Here is a 15664-nt window from a genome sequence, read left to right as displayed (position 1 = left end):
ATCATTATTTGCACCTTCTGTTGAACCTGTGAAAATTATCTCATTATTTAAAATTTGTAAACTGATATCATACTATCTATTTAATATAATATAATTTAAAGAATATCTACTATTCTGTGTTTATGTTAATTCTATATAAAGGTTAAAAAATACTTATTTTCCATACTTTTTGCTTCGATATTTATATACTAACTGAAAAGATACCGAGTTACTGTCACTTAGTCATATAATATATACTACGTGTCAATAGCTGAGAATTTTTTGCAAAATTGAAAATAAATCAAATTAATTTGTGAACTATTATCCTTAATTAGTGCAATCATTTCTATTAATTTTTTTTAAACCTTAAATATTATTAAAATAGCGATATCCTATTAAACAAAAAAATACTACTTAATAGCACATCACTACAGAATAAATAACGATTTATGTGTCTTCCAATTTAAGTACAATACAATTTATCAAATATAATGGTATTTGAGTGCTACAAATTGTAATTGAAAAAAGCTGCTAAGAAGCTATACAATTATCTCACTAAACAGAAAGAGAATTGATATTGTTTTACCTAGAGTTTTTAAATGCTTCATTCAAATAATTGGAAAATGTTCAAATTGGTTCCCTTATAAAATTAGTAAAGAAATAAAACGATATACAATTAAAATAATTGATTAGTTATCCACTTCCATGTACTCAAAGACAATATAATATAAAAATATCTATATTTACGATACAACTGTCATTTTTATGAGCTGTCCTTATTTTTAAATTAGAACAAATTTTTTTCGGTCCACATAAATCATTACCGCTTGTTTTCTTACTTTATATAACAACCTGATTGCACAACTGCTACTCACCAGGGACTAAATTTTCTACAAGAGTTTCTAGTACATTGTGAGTTTTTGGATGGGGTTGTTCTTTACTATTTAGTGGTATGGTATAGTGTGGTTTTGTACATTCCAGTTGAGTGTGTAAAAATAAAAAATCAAAGTCCCTGGCAAATAGCAGTTGTGCAATTTGGTTGTTATCTGCTTTCAACAAAAATGACAGAAAAGCACATCCTTGAATTAGCAGTTGACTTGAATGAATACTCCCAGCCATATTTTTCAAAAAGTTGTTGTACGATAAACAATCCTAAACCAGAACCTCCAGTATCTCGACTTCTGCTAAAATCCGGTCGATAAAAAGGTTGGAAAATCTTACTTAATTCCTCCTCCGTAAGTATCTGATTCACTTCGTTTTCAATCACTAATTGTTTACCATCAAAAAACAGACTGATTTCTCCCTCATGCTTCGTATATTTGAAGGCATTACTTAGTAGGTTATCTAAAATTTTATCAATATCATTTTTATTACCGATGATTTTCTCCCCTTTTAGATTGACGACTAGTTTTTTCTGTTCTGCTTCCGCAAGTATCCGGAAAGAAGTCAATTTATGTTCGATCATTTCTTTGATTGAGACTTCTTCATAGACCACATCATCTGAAGGCAAATTGTTTCTTGAGGCAAAGAGGATATTATTGATCATTTCTGTTTGTTCTTGCAAAATATTTTTACAAACTTCTAAATAACGCTCTCTGTCTTTAAATTTCCCGACATTATAGATCATGCCATCAATCAGCCCCATCAATGAAGCAACAGGTGTTTTCAATTCATGAGAAGCGATTTGCATAAACTCTGACTTTGCTTGTTCCAATTCTTTCGTTTTAGCTACTTCAAGCTCTAACACTTCAATTGTTTGGATCAAAGAAACATATAGATGGTTGATATCTTGCGCTAAAAGTGAGATTTCATCCGTACCTTTGACATCACAACGAATATCCGCATCTAATTCGATCATTTTTTCTGTTACTTTGGATATCTCTTTGATTTTTTTTGTCGAATAAATACTATAGTAGTAAGCGCCGATGCCCCCAATGATTAGTGAGACGATGATGATAAATGGATATAAATGAAGTAACACTTGACTTGCTTCTGCGACTGGTTGCATTGAGTATATACCAACTAAATAATAAGTGTTACCTTGTTTGTCAGTAATTTCTTGATAAAGGTTCGTTTCATCAGGTACAAAACTTAGTCCTGAATAGTCAAGATTCTCGTCAAAGAAGGGACCAAGGATCATACCATTGTTATTAATCAGCATGATATCAAGACTTTGTTCTCTTCCAAACCAGTATTGATCAACCACCTTTTGCATAGTAGCTAAGTCTTTGTTCTCTATACTCTTTGCCACTTGATTGAATTCCTTGTTTATTTCGTTCAGCTTCATTCGTTCATAGTAGATAGGCATCGTGAAATATAAAACAATCAACGAAAGAATCGAAACTAGAAAAATGATGATCCCAGAAAACAAAAAATTTTTCAGCATGATACTCATGGGCTGTCCTCAAGCTGGTAGCCTCTATTTTTGATTGTTTTTATTGATAAAAGTGGCATTTTCTTTCGGATATTTTTTATATGATTATCTAATATTCGATTTTCCAACTGATATTCATACGACCAAACTTGATGTACTAATTGTTCTCGCGTGATGATTTTCCCTTTGTTTCTTATTAGAATCACTAAAATATCATACTCTTTTCTTGTTAAATGGATTTCTTCCTCTTGGTATTTTACAAGACCACCATCAAGATCAATGGCGTACTCCCCGACAGTGATGTGGGGATTTCCTTGATTCATCCGAAACACATTTTCGATCCGTTTGATCAAAATAAGTGGGGAAAAAGGTTTGACGACATAGTCACTGATCAAATGAGAAAAACTGAGCAACTGCGTATATTCATCATCCAAGGCAGTCAGCATGATGATCGGCACATCCGACGTTTCCCGAATTTTCTTTAAAACATCCGTCCCCCTTATCCCAGGCAACATAATGTCCAATAGGATCAAGTCAAATGTTTCTTCAGCAAAAACTTCCAATGCTTGTTCGCCACTCCTTACTGAATAAACTTCATATTTACGCTCTTTTAAAAACTCCGTCACGATTTGATTGATCATATATTCATCTTCAACCACTAAAATTCTTTCCATATCACTCTCTCCTTATTCAAAGCGTAATGCCTCAATAGGGTTTAATTTGGATGCTTTCATCGCTGGTAATAAGCCAAATATCACACCCATTAGGGAACAAAAAACTAAGCTAACGATAATAGACAGTACAGACACAATATAAGGATAATCAAGCGACTGTGTGATAACATAGCCACTTAGTAAGCCTATAAGTATCCCCAGTATCCCACCAATCAATGTCAAGACTACCGCTTCTACTAAAAATTGTTTTAAAATAATTTTTCTTCTTGCGCCGAGTGCTTTCTTTATCCCGATTTCTTTCGTTCTTTCCGTGACAGAGACTAACATGATATTCATCACACCGATCCCCCCTACTAATAACGAGATACTTGCTATACCGGACAAGAGAATAAAACTTGACTGGTTCATTCGTTCCAATTCTCTGGCAAAGTCTTTCAGATTCATTACCCCATATTCATAATCGGATGGTGGGATCTGTTGATTAAGAATCTCTGCTGCTTTTTCTGCAGCGCCTTGTAATTGATCGGTATTATTTGTTTGGATCGTGACAAGTGGCACAATATCTAACTCATCAGATAGTTTATGTGCTTGCTGTAAAGGAACATAAGCTCTTTTCTCAAAGCTAAATAGATTACTACTATTGGGATCTAACTGAAATACCCCTTGAACTTTGAATGGCACGCCATTCACTTCGACAAACTGTCCGATCCCTTCTTCATTGGGAAATAATTCGTCATACAAGGAATCTTCCAGAAAAATGGCTTGTTGTTGCTCCTTGAAGGCTTGAGAAGCAAAACCTTCCCCTTTGATGAAGTTTAATTGCTCCAAATCCTCAACAGAAGAAGTGACAGCAGAAACTTTGGCGTCAGCCCCTTTTGCTTTCCTATAGATTTTCCCATCTTTTTGATATGACAAGCCACTTGCTAAGACCTCTGGTATCTCATTAATTTTATTTAATACATCTTCACGTAAAAACGGAAGGTATAACGGTTTTTTTTCTTCCTTTTCTGATAGGCCTCCCCCAAATAGGTTTCCACTTTGGAATGAACTTTTTTTATCGTATTGGATGTTCATCGTATTATTGTTACCACCAATCATTTCTCGTTTCATTTTTTCGGTGTTTCCACCGATGATGCTGAAAATCGAAATAATTGCAGCAATTCCAATAATGACACCTAGCATAGTCAATACCGAACGCATCTTATGAGCAAAAATCGATTGTAAGGCAAATCTGATTTCTTCCATTCTTGATCACCTCACTTCATTCTGTTCGTCGCTGATTATTTGACCATCTCGTAAAGTGATCGTTCGCTGACATAACGCTGCGATTTCTGGCTCATGGGTAATTAGAATAATTGTTTTTCCTGCTTGGTGGAATTCTTTAAAAAGGTCCATGATTTGGCTACTGGTTTTTGTATCAAGTGCCCCTGTCGGCTCATCACCTAAAACAAAACTAGGGTTAGTCACTAAAGCTCTCGCAATTGCGACACGTTGCTTTTGTCCTCCTGATAATTCCATCGGTTTGAATTCACTTCGATCCTCTAATCCTACTAATTGCAACATATCTAAGGCACGCTTACGCCGCTCTTTTTTATTGACTTTTTTATACGTTAAGGGCATTTCCACATTTTGCGAAACGGTTAATTTTGGCATGAGATTGAAATTCTGGAAAACAAAGCCGATTTTTGCATTACGAAAATCAGCTAATGAATTGTCCGCTAATGTTTTGACATCCGTTCCTTCAACGATATAATCCCCTGATGTAGCCGTATCCAGACAACCAATGATATTCATCAACGTCGACTTTCCTGACCCCGATGGCCCCATAATTGCGACCAATTCTCCTTCATTGATTTGCAAAGAGATATCTTTAAGGACTTTTAGTTCTTTCCCGCCTTGCCAATATGACTTCTGAATGTTGTTAAGCGTCAACACTTGCACCAACCTCCATTCCCTCGACCATTCCTGTTTGAGGCAAAGCAAGTTGATCTTCAACAGTCAATCCTTCAACTATTTCTGCAAGTTCATCATCCATCAGATTAACCTTTACTTCATGCTCTTTGATCCGATTATTTTCGACTTTCCATACATAATATTTTTCATCTTTTTCGATGAGGTATCTTTGGTTGATGATCACTTTTCCTGGCACAAAACCTTGTGGTAAAATATTGACATACACATTGGAACCAATCAGTGGCATTTCTTCTTTTGGATCGATCTTAACTTTGTAAGGAAACTTAGATAAATTAGGGTTCTCTTCTTTTTGATCCTCTTGTTTTGCATCACTTGTTAAATTTGCCACCTGCACAATGGTTCCTTGCCAAGTGTTCTCTTGATCTTTACGATCCATGATTTCAACTCGCTGATCGACAGCGACTTTTTCACGATCAAATTCAGTGACTTGACCATCCACATACAAGTTCGAATCATCAAGGATCTCCATAAAATTATCTTCTTTTTGACGTTCTTTTGATTGATTGACTAAGTCACGATTCAACGATTTGATTCTTCCTGAGTGATCAGCTGTCACTGTGTCTTCATTCAGTCGTTCTTTTTCGTTTTCCTGAAGTAACTGTGCCCTTCTTAATTCTGTTTCGGCATTCTTCACTTCATTGTCGCCAGCAATAGCTTCTGCATGTAGACCAGTGATTTCTCCTTCTAATGCTTTGATCGTACTTTGTAACTCTTCGGATTTTTCCTTCGCATAATCTTGTCTTGCTTTTCCAAGCTCTGCTACTTTTTGGTTATGTGCTGTCCATTTTTGATTTGCAGTCACTCGTGCTTGTTCTACTGCTCTCACTTTGATTTCTACGTCCATTTCAGCTTCCACAACTTTTCTCTGTTGATCCGTTTGGTATGTAAACAAAGGTTGCCCTTTTTCTACGACATCTCCTTCATTTACCAGAATATCTTTCACTGTTCCTCGTTCTGGATCAATTTTGATTTTGTTGCTATTGTTTGGCATGACTTTTCCTGCTAAAATCAAATTCGCCGCTTTCACCTCATCAATAAGGGATTTGACAGACCGGGCTTCAATATTTGTTTCTGAATTTTCTTCTTTTGTTTTCCCACTAGAAGCAACTATACTGATTGCACCAACCACTAGTAAAACGGTGATGACTGCTACTGGCAAATACCATTTTCGGTTGAATTTTTTTCTTTTTTTAGGCTTCATGTACCTACTCCTTCATTCAGATCAGTCATTAGAAAAGCGCTTATATAATTCTATCCAAAGCTCATTCTTCTTCTTTTTCCGAGACTTCTTCCTCAAACTCTTGAACAACCGTTCCATTATCTAAAATTTTTTCTGTTCCTTCTTTCCCATCCACGGTTATTTTTCGTTCACTTTTTACTTTTGGCATCTCTGATTCACTTGTATCTTTGGTCTCTGAACTGCATGCTGCTAAAAGACCGATAGAACATATTAATACCAGATAACCTTTATACTTTGTTCCTTCTTTCATCATAAAAAATCATCCTCTTCCATTTGTTTTAGTTATGTTTCTCTTGTTATACTTTTGCTCCTTCATTAAGATCAATCATAAAAAAAGTGCTCTTAGAATAGTCAAATTATACTTAATCTTCGCTTTTTTCCGACTCTTCTTCATCTGGCGTCCGAACAACCATTCCATCATCCAATACACGTTCAGTCCATTCCTTTCCATCCACGGTTACTTTTCGCTCACTTTTTACATTGGGCATCTCTGATTCACTTGTATCTTTGGTCTCTGAACTGCATGCTGCTAAAAGACCGATCGAAAATACTAATACTAGATACCCTTTATACTTTGTTCCTTTTTTCATCATAAAAAACCATCCTCTTTTATTTGTTTTAGTTATGTTTCTCTTGTTATATTTACTATCATACATTACAGACCTATTCTCTTTCTAAAGCTAATCTGTTTTTTATGTAATTTTTCCGAACAAAAAGATAGCGCTTAAATTTCACACACAAAAAAACAATCCAAGTGATCATTGGATTGTTCAGACTGCAAACAACACTCCGAATATAAGAGTTTGTCTACAGCCTTAAGTATCGTAATTAGATTTACAATATTTAACATATATACTGGATAATCTGATCAATTTTAGCCATATCTTGTAAAGGTAAATTTTCTACCTTTTTGAGTTTTCTTTTCTTGAAATCTAGTGATTTTAATTGCGAAATAAGTACTTGCCCATTTGTATCTAAATCTTCAGGAAGAGAATAGCGCGTCGGTAGATTCTTTATAGTAGAAGTAATTGGACAAATTACCGCAAACATTGTCTTCCGATTAAACTCATATCGAGAAACAACTAATCCTGGACGTCTCTTTTGAATTTCGTTTCCTGTTAAAGGATCAAAATCAATCCAAACTATATCCCCTTTTTTAGGAATGTAATTTTTATCTTCTGACACTATAAAATTTCTCTCCCTTCAGGAGTTAAATCTTCCCATTCATCTTTTTCATAATACTCAGATTCTTCTCCTCCACTAAATGGATCATCGATTTTAGGAACTAACGTAATTGTTCCATCATCAGAATATACAACGATATATTCTTGGTTATCTGAAGGTTTTTTACCATTATCAGACGGAAGAGTAATCACTACAGAACTTCCTTGTAATCTAGATTTTGTAATAAGCATGGATATCACCTCTTTTATTTAATGATAATAAACAACACTAAGTAACGCAATAGTTTTAAAATATTTATTTATGTATTCGGTGTACATAAAACCGTCCGTTTCTGGACACTTCATTTTTTCACCTTAATTTTAAATTTTTCTATACTTTTAGTGTTCATAAACCCATACCAAAATCTATGTTCATTTAATCTATATAGATAAAGTTATGTTACAATAGATTTTAGTTAGGAGTGATTTTTTTGAAAATAGGATACGCTCGAGTGTCTACTGGATTACAAAATTTAGATTTACAAGAAGATAGTTTAAACAAATTTGGTTGTGAAAAGATTTTCACCGATCATATGAGTGGAGCAAAAAGTAATCGACCAGGATTGGAAATGGCCATCGATTTTGTTCGTTCTGGAGATACTCTCGTGGTTTGGCGTTTGGATCGGCTGGGAAGAAATATGGAAGATCTGATTTCGATCGTTAATCGTTTGAATGAACGTGGTGTGAGTTTTCATAGTCTTCAAGAAAATATTACAATGGACAAATCTAGCTCTACGGGACAACTTATGTTTCATTTGTTTGCGGCTTTTGCCGAATTTGAGCGCAATTTGATTTTAGAAAGATCGGCTGCTGGAAGAGAAGCTGCACGTGCAAGAGGAAGGTTTGGTGGTCGCCCTGAGAAGTTAACCTCTCAGGATTTGGAACTACTGAAGACTCTAGTAGATAACGGTACGCCTATTAAGAAGATTGCCGAACGATGGAATGTTTCTCGAACAACCATTTATCGTTATCTTGGTAAGATAGTGGAAAAGGAAACACCTAAGTAGTTCTTAGGTGTTTCCTTTTCATAGAAATTTATACTACATTAAATACCATCGAATATTTATTGTTTGCACTCAGATCATTGCCACAAAGTTCCTTAAAATACGTACGGTAGTCCGTCTCTACAAGCCGCAAAATCTCTTTTATTGGCAATTTACTATCGTCGTAACAAATTATTTCTGCCATTAGTGTTAGTTTCGCATCAATCCCTATAATTTTAGGGAGATTTCCCCAAAAATTGTCTGGTGAAATCGTGCTTATCAATTGATTGAGTTCCTCGAACTGTTGTGTTAAGTACGCATTCAGTTCTTCGTTTTCTTTTTTGTCATGTGACATTCTTTCTTGAAACTGACGTAGATATTCATCCTTTGTTAGAGTGGTTTCATCTTACATTCTCCTTTCCTTTTGTCTTCATTTTTATGGATCTAACTACAGTATTTAGATCGGCATTCTGGATAACAATTTTTTGATTTATCAAAGTTTGTAAAGTTATAGTAAAAGGAGAGAAAATGGAATGCTTTTCTAATTGTCAGGCACACTACTTAATTCCCACGTCAACTTGGTCGAATAAGTAGTTGCTTCTGGATTCGCTCCTTTTGGTACATTGAGTGCCACACTTTCTTTTACTGTTTCTGCATCACCAAACCGATAGATCCAAGTCCCCATACCTTCACTACCTTGTGCTTTGAGCAATCTTTGGCGATTTCCAGGTATTAGGGGATGAACGGATTGAAGTTCTGGAGCGGTTCCGCCTTGAGCAGTAACGACTTGTTGGTTTAACAGAGTTATACTAGCGCCAGTCAATACTTGGTTTTCTTTCCCTTTAAATTGTTCTTGTTGCGTGACTGCTAATTCCCAACCATTGCGCTCAGATTCTGGGCGTCGATCACTGATCTGAACATAGTTTGGGCGTTCTTCTGTCTCTTTAACCGTCCCATCTTCATTTAGTAAGCGCTGTGGTTGTGCATAATAGGTTTGGTCATTAACCGAAATAGATTGTGAACCAAAGTTAAAAGATGAAACAAAGTCAATACTTAATAGTCCTTGATCTTCAGGTAGATTTGGTTTACTTTCTGGGTCAACTTCAATTTCTGGATTTAATGGATCTACAGGATTTACTGCATTTTTCATGTATCGAAAAATGACGGGTTGTTCTTCTTCAGTAAATCGACCGGAAGTATTATCTGGAATTTCTTGTAACTTATACCCTTCAATTGCTTTTTCTTCAATTTGAAATGGTTCACGTATCCCACCAGTAATGATTTCTGAAGCGATAATTTCTTGATCATTGATATCTCTGTAATGAACGGCTACTGATCCTTTTTTTTGCCACTGATAAGTACCTGGATTACTACCATCGTATTCCCGCCAAAAATTAGCTGAAGAAGAGGTAATATAGGCTTCAGGAATTGTATTTGCTTGATTCAAATAATAAACCCAGCTACCAGTATAGTTATCCGAAGAAGTAATGGTAGGCATAGTAGGCGGACTCGCCAAATGATCAAATCGAGACCTTGTGCCTAGATGAAGCTCTGAAAGATTGGTCGTATTAAAAAACATACTAGTAGCTTCAGAAACATTTGTCGTATTCCAATTGGAAACATTTAGAGTTTCTAGATTCCTTGCACGATTGAACATCCATCCCATATCGGTAACACTCGATGTATTCCAGCTTGAAACATCTATCCCTGTTAGACTTTCAGCATTCTGAAACATCGTTCTCATACTAGTAACATTTGACGTATTCCAATTGGAAACATTTAAGGTTTCTAGATTCCTTACATCATTGAACATAAATCCCATATCGGTAACGTTCGATGTATCCCAGTTTGAAAGATCTAACGTTTTTAAGCTAGGGCTTCCACCAAACATATTATTCATATTAGTGACATTTGAGGTGTCAAATCTTTCCGCATTATCAATTCTTTCCAAATTTGGCAATGACCAAAATAGCCAACCTGAATTTGCCGGCAGGATCACTCTATTCCCGACTATAATTCTTACAACATCTGTATGGATTCTCCATGGGCTTGAGTTTAAAGATCCAGCAGTTCCTCCCTGCAAGGTAATCGTACGAGTGGACGATTCCCAGGTCCAACTCACGGTTCCCCACATCCCATTTTTAGCAGCGTCGACCCGATGATCTTCAGTTTCCTGATTGGTATTCATTTCATCCTCTACTATTGATTCTACAATATTCGATGGTTCTTTTTCTTCTGAAGAAATAATTTCTTGATCAGTCGTTTGTTGACTCTCCTCTGGTTGAATGTTAAGCATCGTTTTTGATTTTCCAACCGTTATTTCATATGTTCCTTCTTTTTCTACAACTAGTGGAATGGAAAAGGTCACTTGTGGAGAATTCGCCTTCACCTGCCACTGATTTCCTTCTATATTGGCGAATTGAATATCGGTAGATTGCTGGTCTTCTAAGATACTGACTCCCTTCGGGAGATCCATCACAAACTCGGAAACTTCTTGACTGACATGTACGACTAAGAAGAACTGTTGACCTGCCGTATATGACTCTTTATTTTCTTCGAATGAAAAAGTAGGCGCCTGTGTTTCTGTCGTATTTTCCAGTGGATCCAATAATTCAGGTTCTTTCGGTAGTGCTTTGGACTGCTCGATAGCGAAGATAGGTGTACTCGTTGAAATCACTGGAAAAAAGATCGAATGAAAACAAAGAAGACTAGTACTTGCCACGACTAAGACCTTTTTTATTTTCATTTTACTGGTTCTCCTCATTTTTTTCAGCTCTTTGTTTCTTAATAAGTAGCCAAATGATAATCAACAACAATAGAATAATCAGGCTAATCGCTGCAACGAGCCACCAATTGAGACTCGTATCAATCGTGACATCTTGTTGATTCAATGCTCGAGCTTTGTCCGCCTCGATCGTAAATTTCCGTTCCCATTGCCATTCCTCTTCTCCTGAACGTGCCGTCATTTTCAATAGATACTCCCCACTACGAAAGCGATCGCCTTCTAAAGAAATCGGAAAGTTGAAATTCGAGTTTGGCGCCATTTGCATTTGTTCTTGACTGGCTTGGTATAAAATTTCTTCTTTATCCACTTGTTGCACTGTGGCTTCGACTTCTAAGCGATTCACGAATGTCGGAGTAAAGTTTTGTAGATTCGCACTGATGACATTGCGATAGTTGAGTTGATCGGCAAAAACATCTACCAACTCTAAATCAGGTTGCACGGCGTCTTGGTTATTACTCACCACCACACCGATGATATAGGCAAACTCATTTTGGATGGCGACCCCTTCTTCGTCGCTTGTTTCTTCCGTTGTGTCTTCTTTGACTTCTTCGATTCGTAAGCCACCCGCTAAGAAGCCTTCGAAGGCTTCTTTAGGCATCTTCAGATTGAGCGTAACAGTCTTTGTTTTGTTACCACTAAGCTCGATAATTTCGGGTTGTTCAATCAATTTATCCAGTGAATACTTGAGTGTTGGATCTGCTTTTTCCGCGTCTTGCCCGTATTCTACAACCCCCATCACGTTCGTATAAGCAGTATGTGGCGTGATTTTGATTTTCTTTGCTTCTGCGTTTGCGTTTTGTAGTTTCAACGTTAGTTTTTCTGTCGTATCTGGCGCAAGGGTTAACTGAAAGTAACGTTTGTTACCTGCTGTTTGATTATCTGAGAATTCCGGTGTCACATAAAAATTTAAGGTTCCTTCTTCTGCCCCTACGCGCATTGGTGCCAACAAACTGACGAACACCATAAGCAATACTAGCCCTGCTTGTTGGATTTTATTTTTTCGATATGTACTTGCTTGTTTCATTCATTTACTCCTTTCTTTAAAGAAAGTAGCGCTACAAAATTGTAACGCTACACCGTTCACTTCTATCAGCTGAAACCCTCGGTTTCGTCAAAACTATACGGCGCCATTTTCACCTGATTTATCAATATCTTCATTATTATCAGGTATATTGGATAATTCCCAAGTTAGTGTGGATTTGTATTGTGCCGCATCTTTCGCTGTCTTACCAGGAACAAATAATTGGATCGCATTATTTGTCACCACGTCAACCTTATCGTCCGCTTCTTGTGCGTTTAAGTCTGCTTGATTGCCCCAAACAACGGAAGAAACACCAGCACCTTTATCTTTTTCTGCGGTCATCACGGATACAGCAGAAGCATTTGGGATCAATTTCAATCCACTTGTATGAGCTACTGGCGTATTCCCAGGGGTACTTCCTTCATACTGAATTCTTGGGCTTAACAATGAAATCTCTGCCCCAAGCAAGGTATCATTGACTGTTTCTTTCGTTGCTTTAAAGTCGGTCATACGTACTTGCAGGTCCCAACCAGCATTCGTTCCTCGGACATCTTGTACTTGCGCAAAACTGACATAAGGGACTTTATTTTCTTCACCCGTCGTACCCGCTTTTTGTTGCTTTTCTGCAATCATATTGTAGGTTTGATCCTGATTCGAGATCACTTGTGGACCGAAATTCATCGTGACAGCTTTCATGATCGATAAAGGTCCGGTCGTTCCTGGCACTTCAGGCTCAACGTCTACATCTGGCCCATCTTCTGGTGGAATAACGACTAGGTCTTCCTCTTCATTTGGTGTAAATTCAATCGTTCCATCCGTAGTGACATTACGTACTTCTTTTGATGTTTCCTCGGGTAGTTCAGCTGCGAAGGCTGTGATTCCTCCAACAAAAATGGTTGAGCTTAATGCTGCAATGGTTACTAATCTAACGAATTCCATGTATTTAAATCCTACTTTCTTTTATTTGTTTTTTTCTTTTTGTGCCGCCAAAACCAAAAGCCAAGTACTATGATGACAAGCAAGAGACCAAACATTGACCAAATGCGCATCTTTTCCTCGTTTGTTTTCGGTAATCTTCTGGCTGTTGGGTGACTGACCCCTGAGGGGTGTTGAGCAATTTCTTTTGGTAAATCTGGTTTGATCGCACCTTCCGGTGCTGGATCTGGTGTTCCTGGTGTTTCATATATGCCAGTAAAACCAATCGTACCTTCTGTTTCCACAGAGCGTACTTCTGTCCCATAAACTACTAGTGGTACATATACTTGAATCAGTAACATACCCATACTTAGTATGTATCTTTTTTGGTGTTTCATATCCCTCCCCCTATATTCTTAGATGTCTCAAAAATCTTCGTTTTTAAAGGGACAACAAAAAAGACATCCGATTCAATCGAATGTCTTGAAAAAAGTTGTTAGATTAGGTTTTCTATTTCAGAGAACAAATAACGGATATTAATTATTAAAAACGAAGATTTTTGAGAAATAAAATTAATCCAATAGCTATTATATATTAATTTTACTTATATTATACTATATCAGAAATATTTTTAAAAATAAAGTGATATATTTATTTGGTCACTAAATAGATACTTGCCATGAGCATTAACTCTATTAAGAAAGATTCCTCTCTTGTTTTAAATAGCGATAAAAAGTTGATTGTTTAATCCCAGTTTTTTTACAAACTTCTGAGACAGATAATCCTTTTATAAGATGTAATGAGAGTGATTCTTGAAGAACTTCTTGATTTACCTTTGGCCGACCGCCAACCTTACCTCTTGCTCGTGCAGAGTTTAATCCTTCAAGGGTCCTTTCAACAATAATATCTCGTTCAAATTGACTAAAAGCTTGGAAAACGGTGATCATTAATTTTCCCTGGGGAGTTTGAGTATCAAAATTTTCTTTTATACTGATTATTTTAACTCCTTTTTTCTCAAAAAAATAAACAAGGTTAATTAAATCTTTTGTGCTACGTCCAAACCGTGAGAAGCTCTCAATGACTATTTGATCACCGGACTTTACACGTTTTTTTAGTTTATTTAGTTCAGGACGACTTGCACGGACACCACTAATTTTTTCAGTATAGATTTTTTCACAGTGATAAGTTTCTAATAAATCTAATTGCCGCGAAAGATCTTGTTGTTTAGTTGAAACCCGAGCATAGCCGTAAATTTTTCTAGTCATATAATTCCTCCAATAAGTTATCTAATAAAAGACTCATAATTATCAATAATATATTTATAGAATAGATATGAGTAGAGACAATTATACAATGACTTACTGTAAAAATTACTACTGTAATAAAAAAACATCTAACGAGTCGCTTATGGATACCGTAACTTTCTAAATTTCCGTAGTATTTTTGCTTGATTCAGAACTTAGTTTAACAAAAACAATTCAGAACAAAAAATAATCAATCGAAGTCTACTTCGATTGATTAACGGTGAATTCATTTCAATTGAATCTATCAATGTTTCTTGTGCTTTTTTTATTTCGCTATCTTGTATTTTTATTTTCTATGTTCCATGTATTCGGTAATTTGATGATATTCCTATAGCAGAACTATACTAATAGATTCCTCCACTTGTCCATATCCACAAAGTTCTTCTGACAACTGCTCAAAGTTAATATACCGTAACTCATACTGCTGAATAATATTCATAGCTGACTCTATTTATCTAACTCCTGGATTTCAATGTGGCGAATTTCATCGTAATGGACCTTATGCTCTCCAATAAAAATACCTAGTTCATCATAACCATGAATTTCTCCCTTAATATCATCCAGATAGTAGCCTTCAGTATCACGTTCTTCCTTTTGGATACAAACAACTTTTCTTTTCAGGACAGCAGCGTTCAATACTTCCGTAATCTCTTCCGTTGTCATCTGCTATTTGGCCAAGTTTTGATTGGCTCGTTGCTCGACGTCGGCATCGATCTTTTCTGTGTGATCCGAGAGATAGAAACCTGCCCACTTTAGACGACCTCGATCGTTGTAATCAATCATTATTAAGCCCTCCATTTCCGCCAGCATGCCCTCCAACTAGTGTACTTCAGTAATACTACGTGCGCTTTCTAACTTAGAAGAAGCGTGTACAATCGACGTAAATCCATATTTCTGGTGGATCTTGTCTATAATCTTATCTAGTTTTTTCTCATTAATCTGTTGTTGTGGATCACTAAACAAATCTAGCTAAAGCGAATCAGTATAAACGAGCTTACTGTAAGTAATTCCAACGTGCCTTACTTCTTGTCCTTGATAATATTTGTTGAATAGATAAAGACAGTAGTACTTAAACTCTTTCGTATTATCAGTGAGCGGGATTTTCATTTGGTGCGAAAACCCTGACTTTGTTTCCAGAATCGACGTACCTATATACAAGCGAACACAACCAGTCTTGCACTTATGTTGTCGA

General features: G+C 36.3%; 15 protein-coding genes and 3 pseudogenes. 1 reads left to right on the top strand and 17 read right to left on the bottom strand.

Annotation, left to right across the window (positions count from 1 at the left end):
- Positions 1-1021: 1021 nt before the first annotated feature.
- The 9 genes from IGI79_RS13990 to mazE form a co-directional block, all read right to left on the bottom strand.
- Complete coding sequence (locus IGI79_RS13990) at positions 1022-2374, bottom strand: HAMP domain-containing sensor histidine kinase (RefSeq protein WP_137073114.1); 1353 nt, start codon at positions 2372-2374, stop codon at positions 1022-1024.
- On the bottom strand, positions 2371-3027 hold the full coding sequence (locus IGI79_RS13985; protein WP_137072018.1) for a response regulator transcription factor: 657 nt from the start codon (positions 3025-3027) through the stop codon (positions 2371-2373). Before IGI79_RS13985 ends, IGI79_RS13990 begins: the two co-directional genes overlap by 4 nt.
- A gap of 12 nt (positions 3028-3039) precedes the next feature.
- A complete protein-coding gene (locus IGI79_RS13980) occupies positions 3040-4272 on the bottom strand; it encodes an ABC transporter permease (RefSeq protein ID WP_137072016.1) in 1233 nt (410 codons plus the stop codon).
- A gap of 6 nt (positions 4273-4278) precedes the next feature.
- Positions 4279-4962 carry an ABC transporter ATP-binding protein gene (locus IGI79_RS13975; RefSeq protein ID WP_347082405.1) on the bottom strand — a complete coding sequence of 228 codons (684 nt, stop codon included), beginning with the start codon at positions 4960-4962 and terminating at the stop codon, positions 4279-4281.
- Positions 4949-6202: an efflux RND transporter periplasmic adaptor subunit gene (locus tag IGI79_RS13970; protein ID WP_438749097.1), complete on the bottom strand. Its 1254-nt coding sequence runs from the start codon at positions 6200-6202 to the stop codon at positions 4949-4951. The genes IGI79_RS13975 and IGI79_RS13970 overlap by 14 nt, the downstream gene beginning before the upstream one ends.
- Before the next feature lie 61 nt (positions 6203-6263).
- On the bottom strand, positions 6264-6494 hold the full coding sequence (locus tag IGI79_RS13965; protein ID WP_347082401.1) for a hypothetical protein: 231 nt from the start codon (positions 6492-6494) through the stop codon (positions 6264-6266).
- A 109-nt stretch (positions 6495-6603) separates the two neighbouring features.
- Positions 6604-6834, bottom strand: a complete 231-nt coding sequence (locus tag IGI79_RS13960) for a hypothetical protein (RefSeq protein ID WP_438749101.1) — start codon at positions 6832-6834, stop codon at positions 6604-6606.
- Between the two features lie 250 nt (positions 6835-7084).
- Positions 7085-7426 (bottom strand): type II toxin-antitoxin system PemK/MazF family toxin, encoded by a 342-nt coding sequence (locus IGI79_RS13955; protein ID WP_347082397.1) that lies wholly within the window; start codon positions 7424-7426, stop codon positions 7085-7087.
- Positions 7426-7656 carry a type II toxin-antitoxin system PemI/MazE family antitoxin gene (gene mazE / locus IGI79_RS13950; protein ID WP_195514590.1) on the bottom strand — a complete coding sequence of 77 codons (231 nt, stop codon included), beginning with the start codon at positions 7654-7656 and terminating at the stop codon, positions 7426-7428. Before mazE ends, IGI79_RS13955 begins: the two co-directional genes overlap by 1 nt.
- Positions 7657-7895: 239 nt before the next feature.
- Between mazE and IGI79_RS13945 the strand changes: the two genes are divergently transcribed.
- Positions 7896-8471: a recombinase family protein gene (locus tag IGI79_RS13945; protein WP_430395223.1), complete on the top strand. Its 576-nt coding sequence runs from the start codon at positions 7896-7898 to the stop codon at positions 8469-8471.
- 28 nt (positions 8472-8499) lie between these two features.
- Here the strand turns inward: IGI79_RS13945 and IGI79_RS13940 are convergent.
- The 8 genes and pseudogenes from IGI79_RS13940 to IGI79_RS13905 form a co-directional block, all read right to left on the bottom strand.
- Positions 8500-8817, bottom strand: a pseudogene (locus IGI79_RS13940) (DUF7006 family protein); the annotation flags it as partial.
- Positions 8818-8988: 171 nt separating this feature from the next.
- Complete coding sequence (locus IGI79_RS13935; protein WP_438846079.1) at positions 8989-11193, bottom strand: WxL domain-containing protein; 2205 nt, start codon at positions 11191-11193, stop codon at positions 8989-8991.
- A gap of 1 nt (position 11194) precedes the next feature.
- Complete coding sequence (locus IGI79_RS13930; RefSeq protein ID WP_438846078.1) at positions 11195-12256, bottom strand: DUF916 and DUF3324 domain-containing protein; 1062 nt, start codon at positions 12254-12256, stop codon at positions 11195-11197.
- A 93-nt stretch (positions 12257-12349) separates the two neighbouring features.
- Positions 12350-13192 carry a WxL domain-containing protein gene (locus IGI79_RS13925; RefSeq protein WP_438749108.1) on the bottom strand — a complete coding sequence of 281 codons (843 nt, stop codon included), beginning with the start codon at positions 13190-13192 and terminating at the stop codon, positions 12350-12352.
- Positions 13193-13203: 11 nt separating this feature from the next.
- Positions 13204-13566, bottom strand: coding sequence for an LPXTG cell wall anchor domain-containing protein (locus IGI79_RS13920; RefSeq protein ID WP_438749110.1), 363 nt, complete (start codon positions 13564-13566; stop codon positions 13204-13206).
- A 297-nt stretch (positions 13567-13863) separates the two neighbouring features.
- The gene (locus tag IGI79_RS13915) at positions 13864-14433 is read right to left on the bottom strand and encodes a recombinase family protein (RefSeq protein ID WP_438846077.1); all 570 of its coding nucleotides are present in this window, start codon (positions 14431-14433) and stop codon (positions 13864-13866) included.
- Between the two features lie 486 nt (positions 14434-14919).
- Positions 14920-15255 (bottom strand): annotated as a pseudogene (locus IGI79_RS13910) (hypothetical protein).
- A pseudogene (locus IGI79_RS13905) lies at positions 15248-15664 on the bottom strand (DinB/UmuC family translesion DNA polymerase); the annotation flags it as partial. The pseudogenes IGI79_RS13910 and IGI79_RS13905, both read right to left, overlap by 8 nt.

The organism is Enterococcus sp. AZ084, from assembly GCF_051714905.1.
GTDB lineage: Bacteria > Bacillota > Bacilli > Lactobacillales > Enterococcaceae > Enterococcus_B > Enterococcus_B pernyi.
This window is presented reverse-complemented; position numbering and strand designations above follow the sequence as displayed.

Coding starts and splice junctions, on each gene's coding strand:
- IGI79_RS13930 (WP_438846078.1), bottom strand. CDS start 12,256: ATGAAACAAGCAAGTACATATCGAAAAAATAAAATCCAACAAGCAGGG.
- IGI79_RS13925 (WP_438749108.1), bottom strand. CDS start 13,192: ATGGAATTCGTTAGATTAGTAACCATTGCAGCATTAAGCTCAACCATT.
- IGI79_RS13915 (WP_438846077.1), bottom strand. CDS start 14,433: ATGACTAGAAAAATTTACGGCTATGCTCGGGTTTCAACTAAACAACAA.
- IGI79_RS13990 (WP_137073114.1), bottom strand. CDS start 2,374: ATGAGTATCATGCTGAAAAATTTTTTGTTTTCTGGGATCATCATTTTT.
- IGI79_RS13965 (WP_347082401.1), bottom strand. CDS start 6,494: ATGATGAAAGAAGGAACAAAGTATAAAGGTTATCTGGTATTAATATGT.
- IGI79_RS13985 (WP_137072018.1), bottom strand. CDS start 3,027: ATGGAAAGAATTTTAGTGGTTGAAGATGAATATATGATCAATCAAATC.
- IGI79_RS13980 (WP_137072016.1), bottom strand. CDS start 4,272: ATGGAAGAAATCAGATTTGCCTTACAATCGATTTTTGCTCATAAGATG.
- IGI79_RS13970 (WP_438749097.1), bottom strand. CDS start 6,202: ATGAAGCCTAAAAAAAGAAAAAAATTCAACCGAAAATGGTATTTGCCA.
- IGI79_RS13960 (WP_438749101.1), bottom strand. CDS start 6,834: ATGATGAAAAAAGGAACAAAGTATAAAGGGTATCTAGTATTAGTATTT.
- IGI79_RS13935 (WP_438846079.1), bottom strand. CDS start 11,193: ATGAAAATAAAAAAGGTCTTAGTCGTGGCAAGTACTAGTCTTCTTTGT.
- IGI79_RS13920 (WP_438749110.1), bottom strand. CDS start 13,566: ATGAAACACCAAAAAAGATACATACTAAGTATGGGTATGTTACTGATT.
- mazE (WP_195514590.1), bottom strand. CDS start 7,656: ATGCTTATTACAAAATCTAGATTACAAGGAAGTTCTGTAGTGATTACT.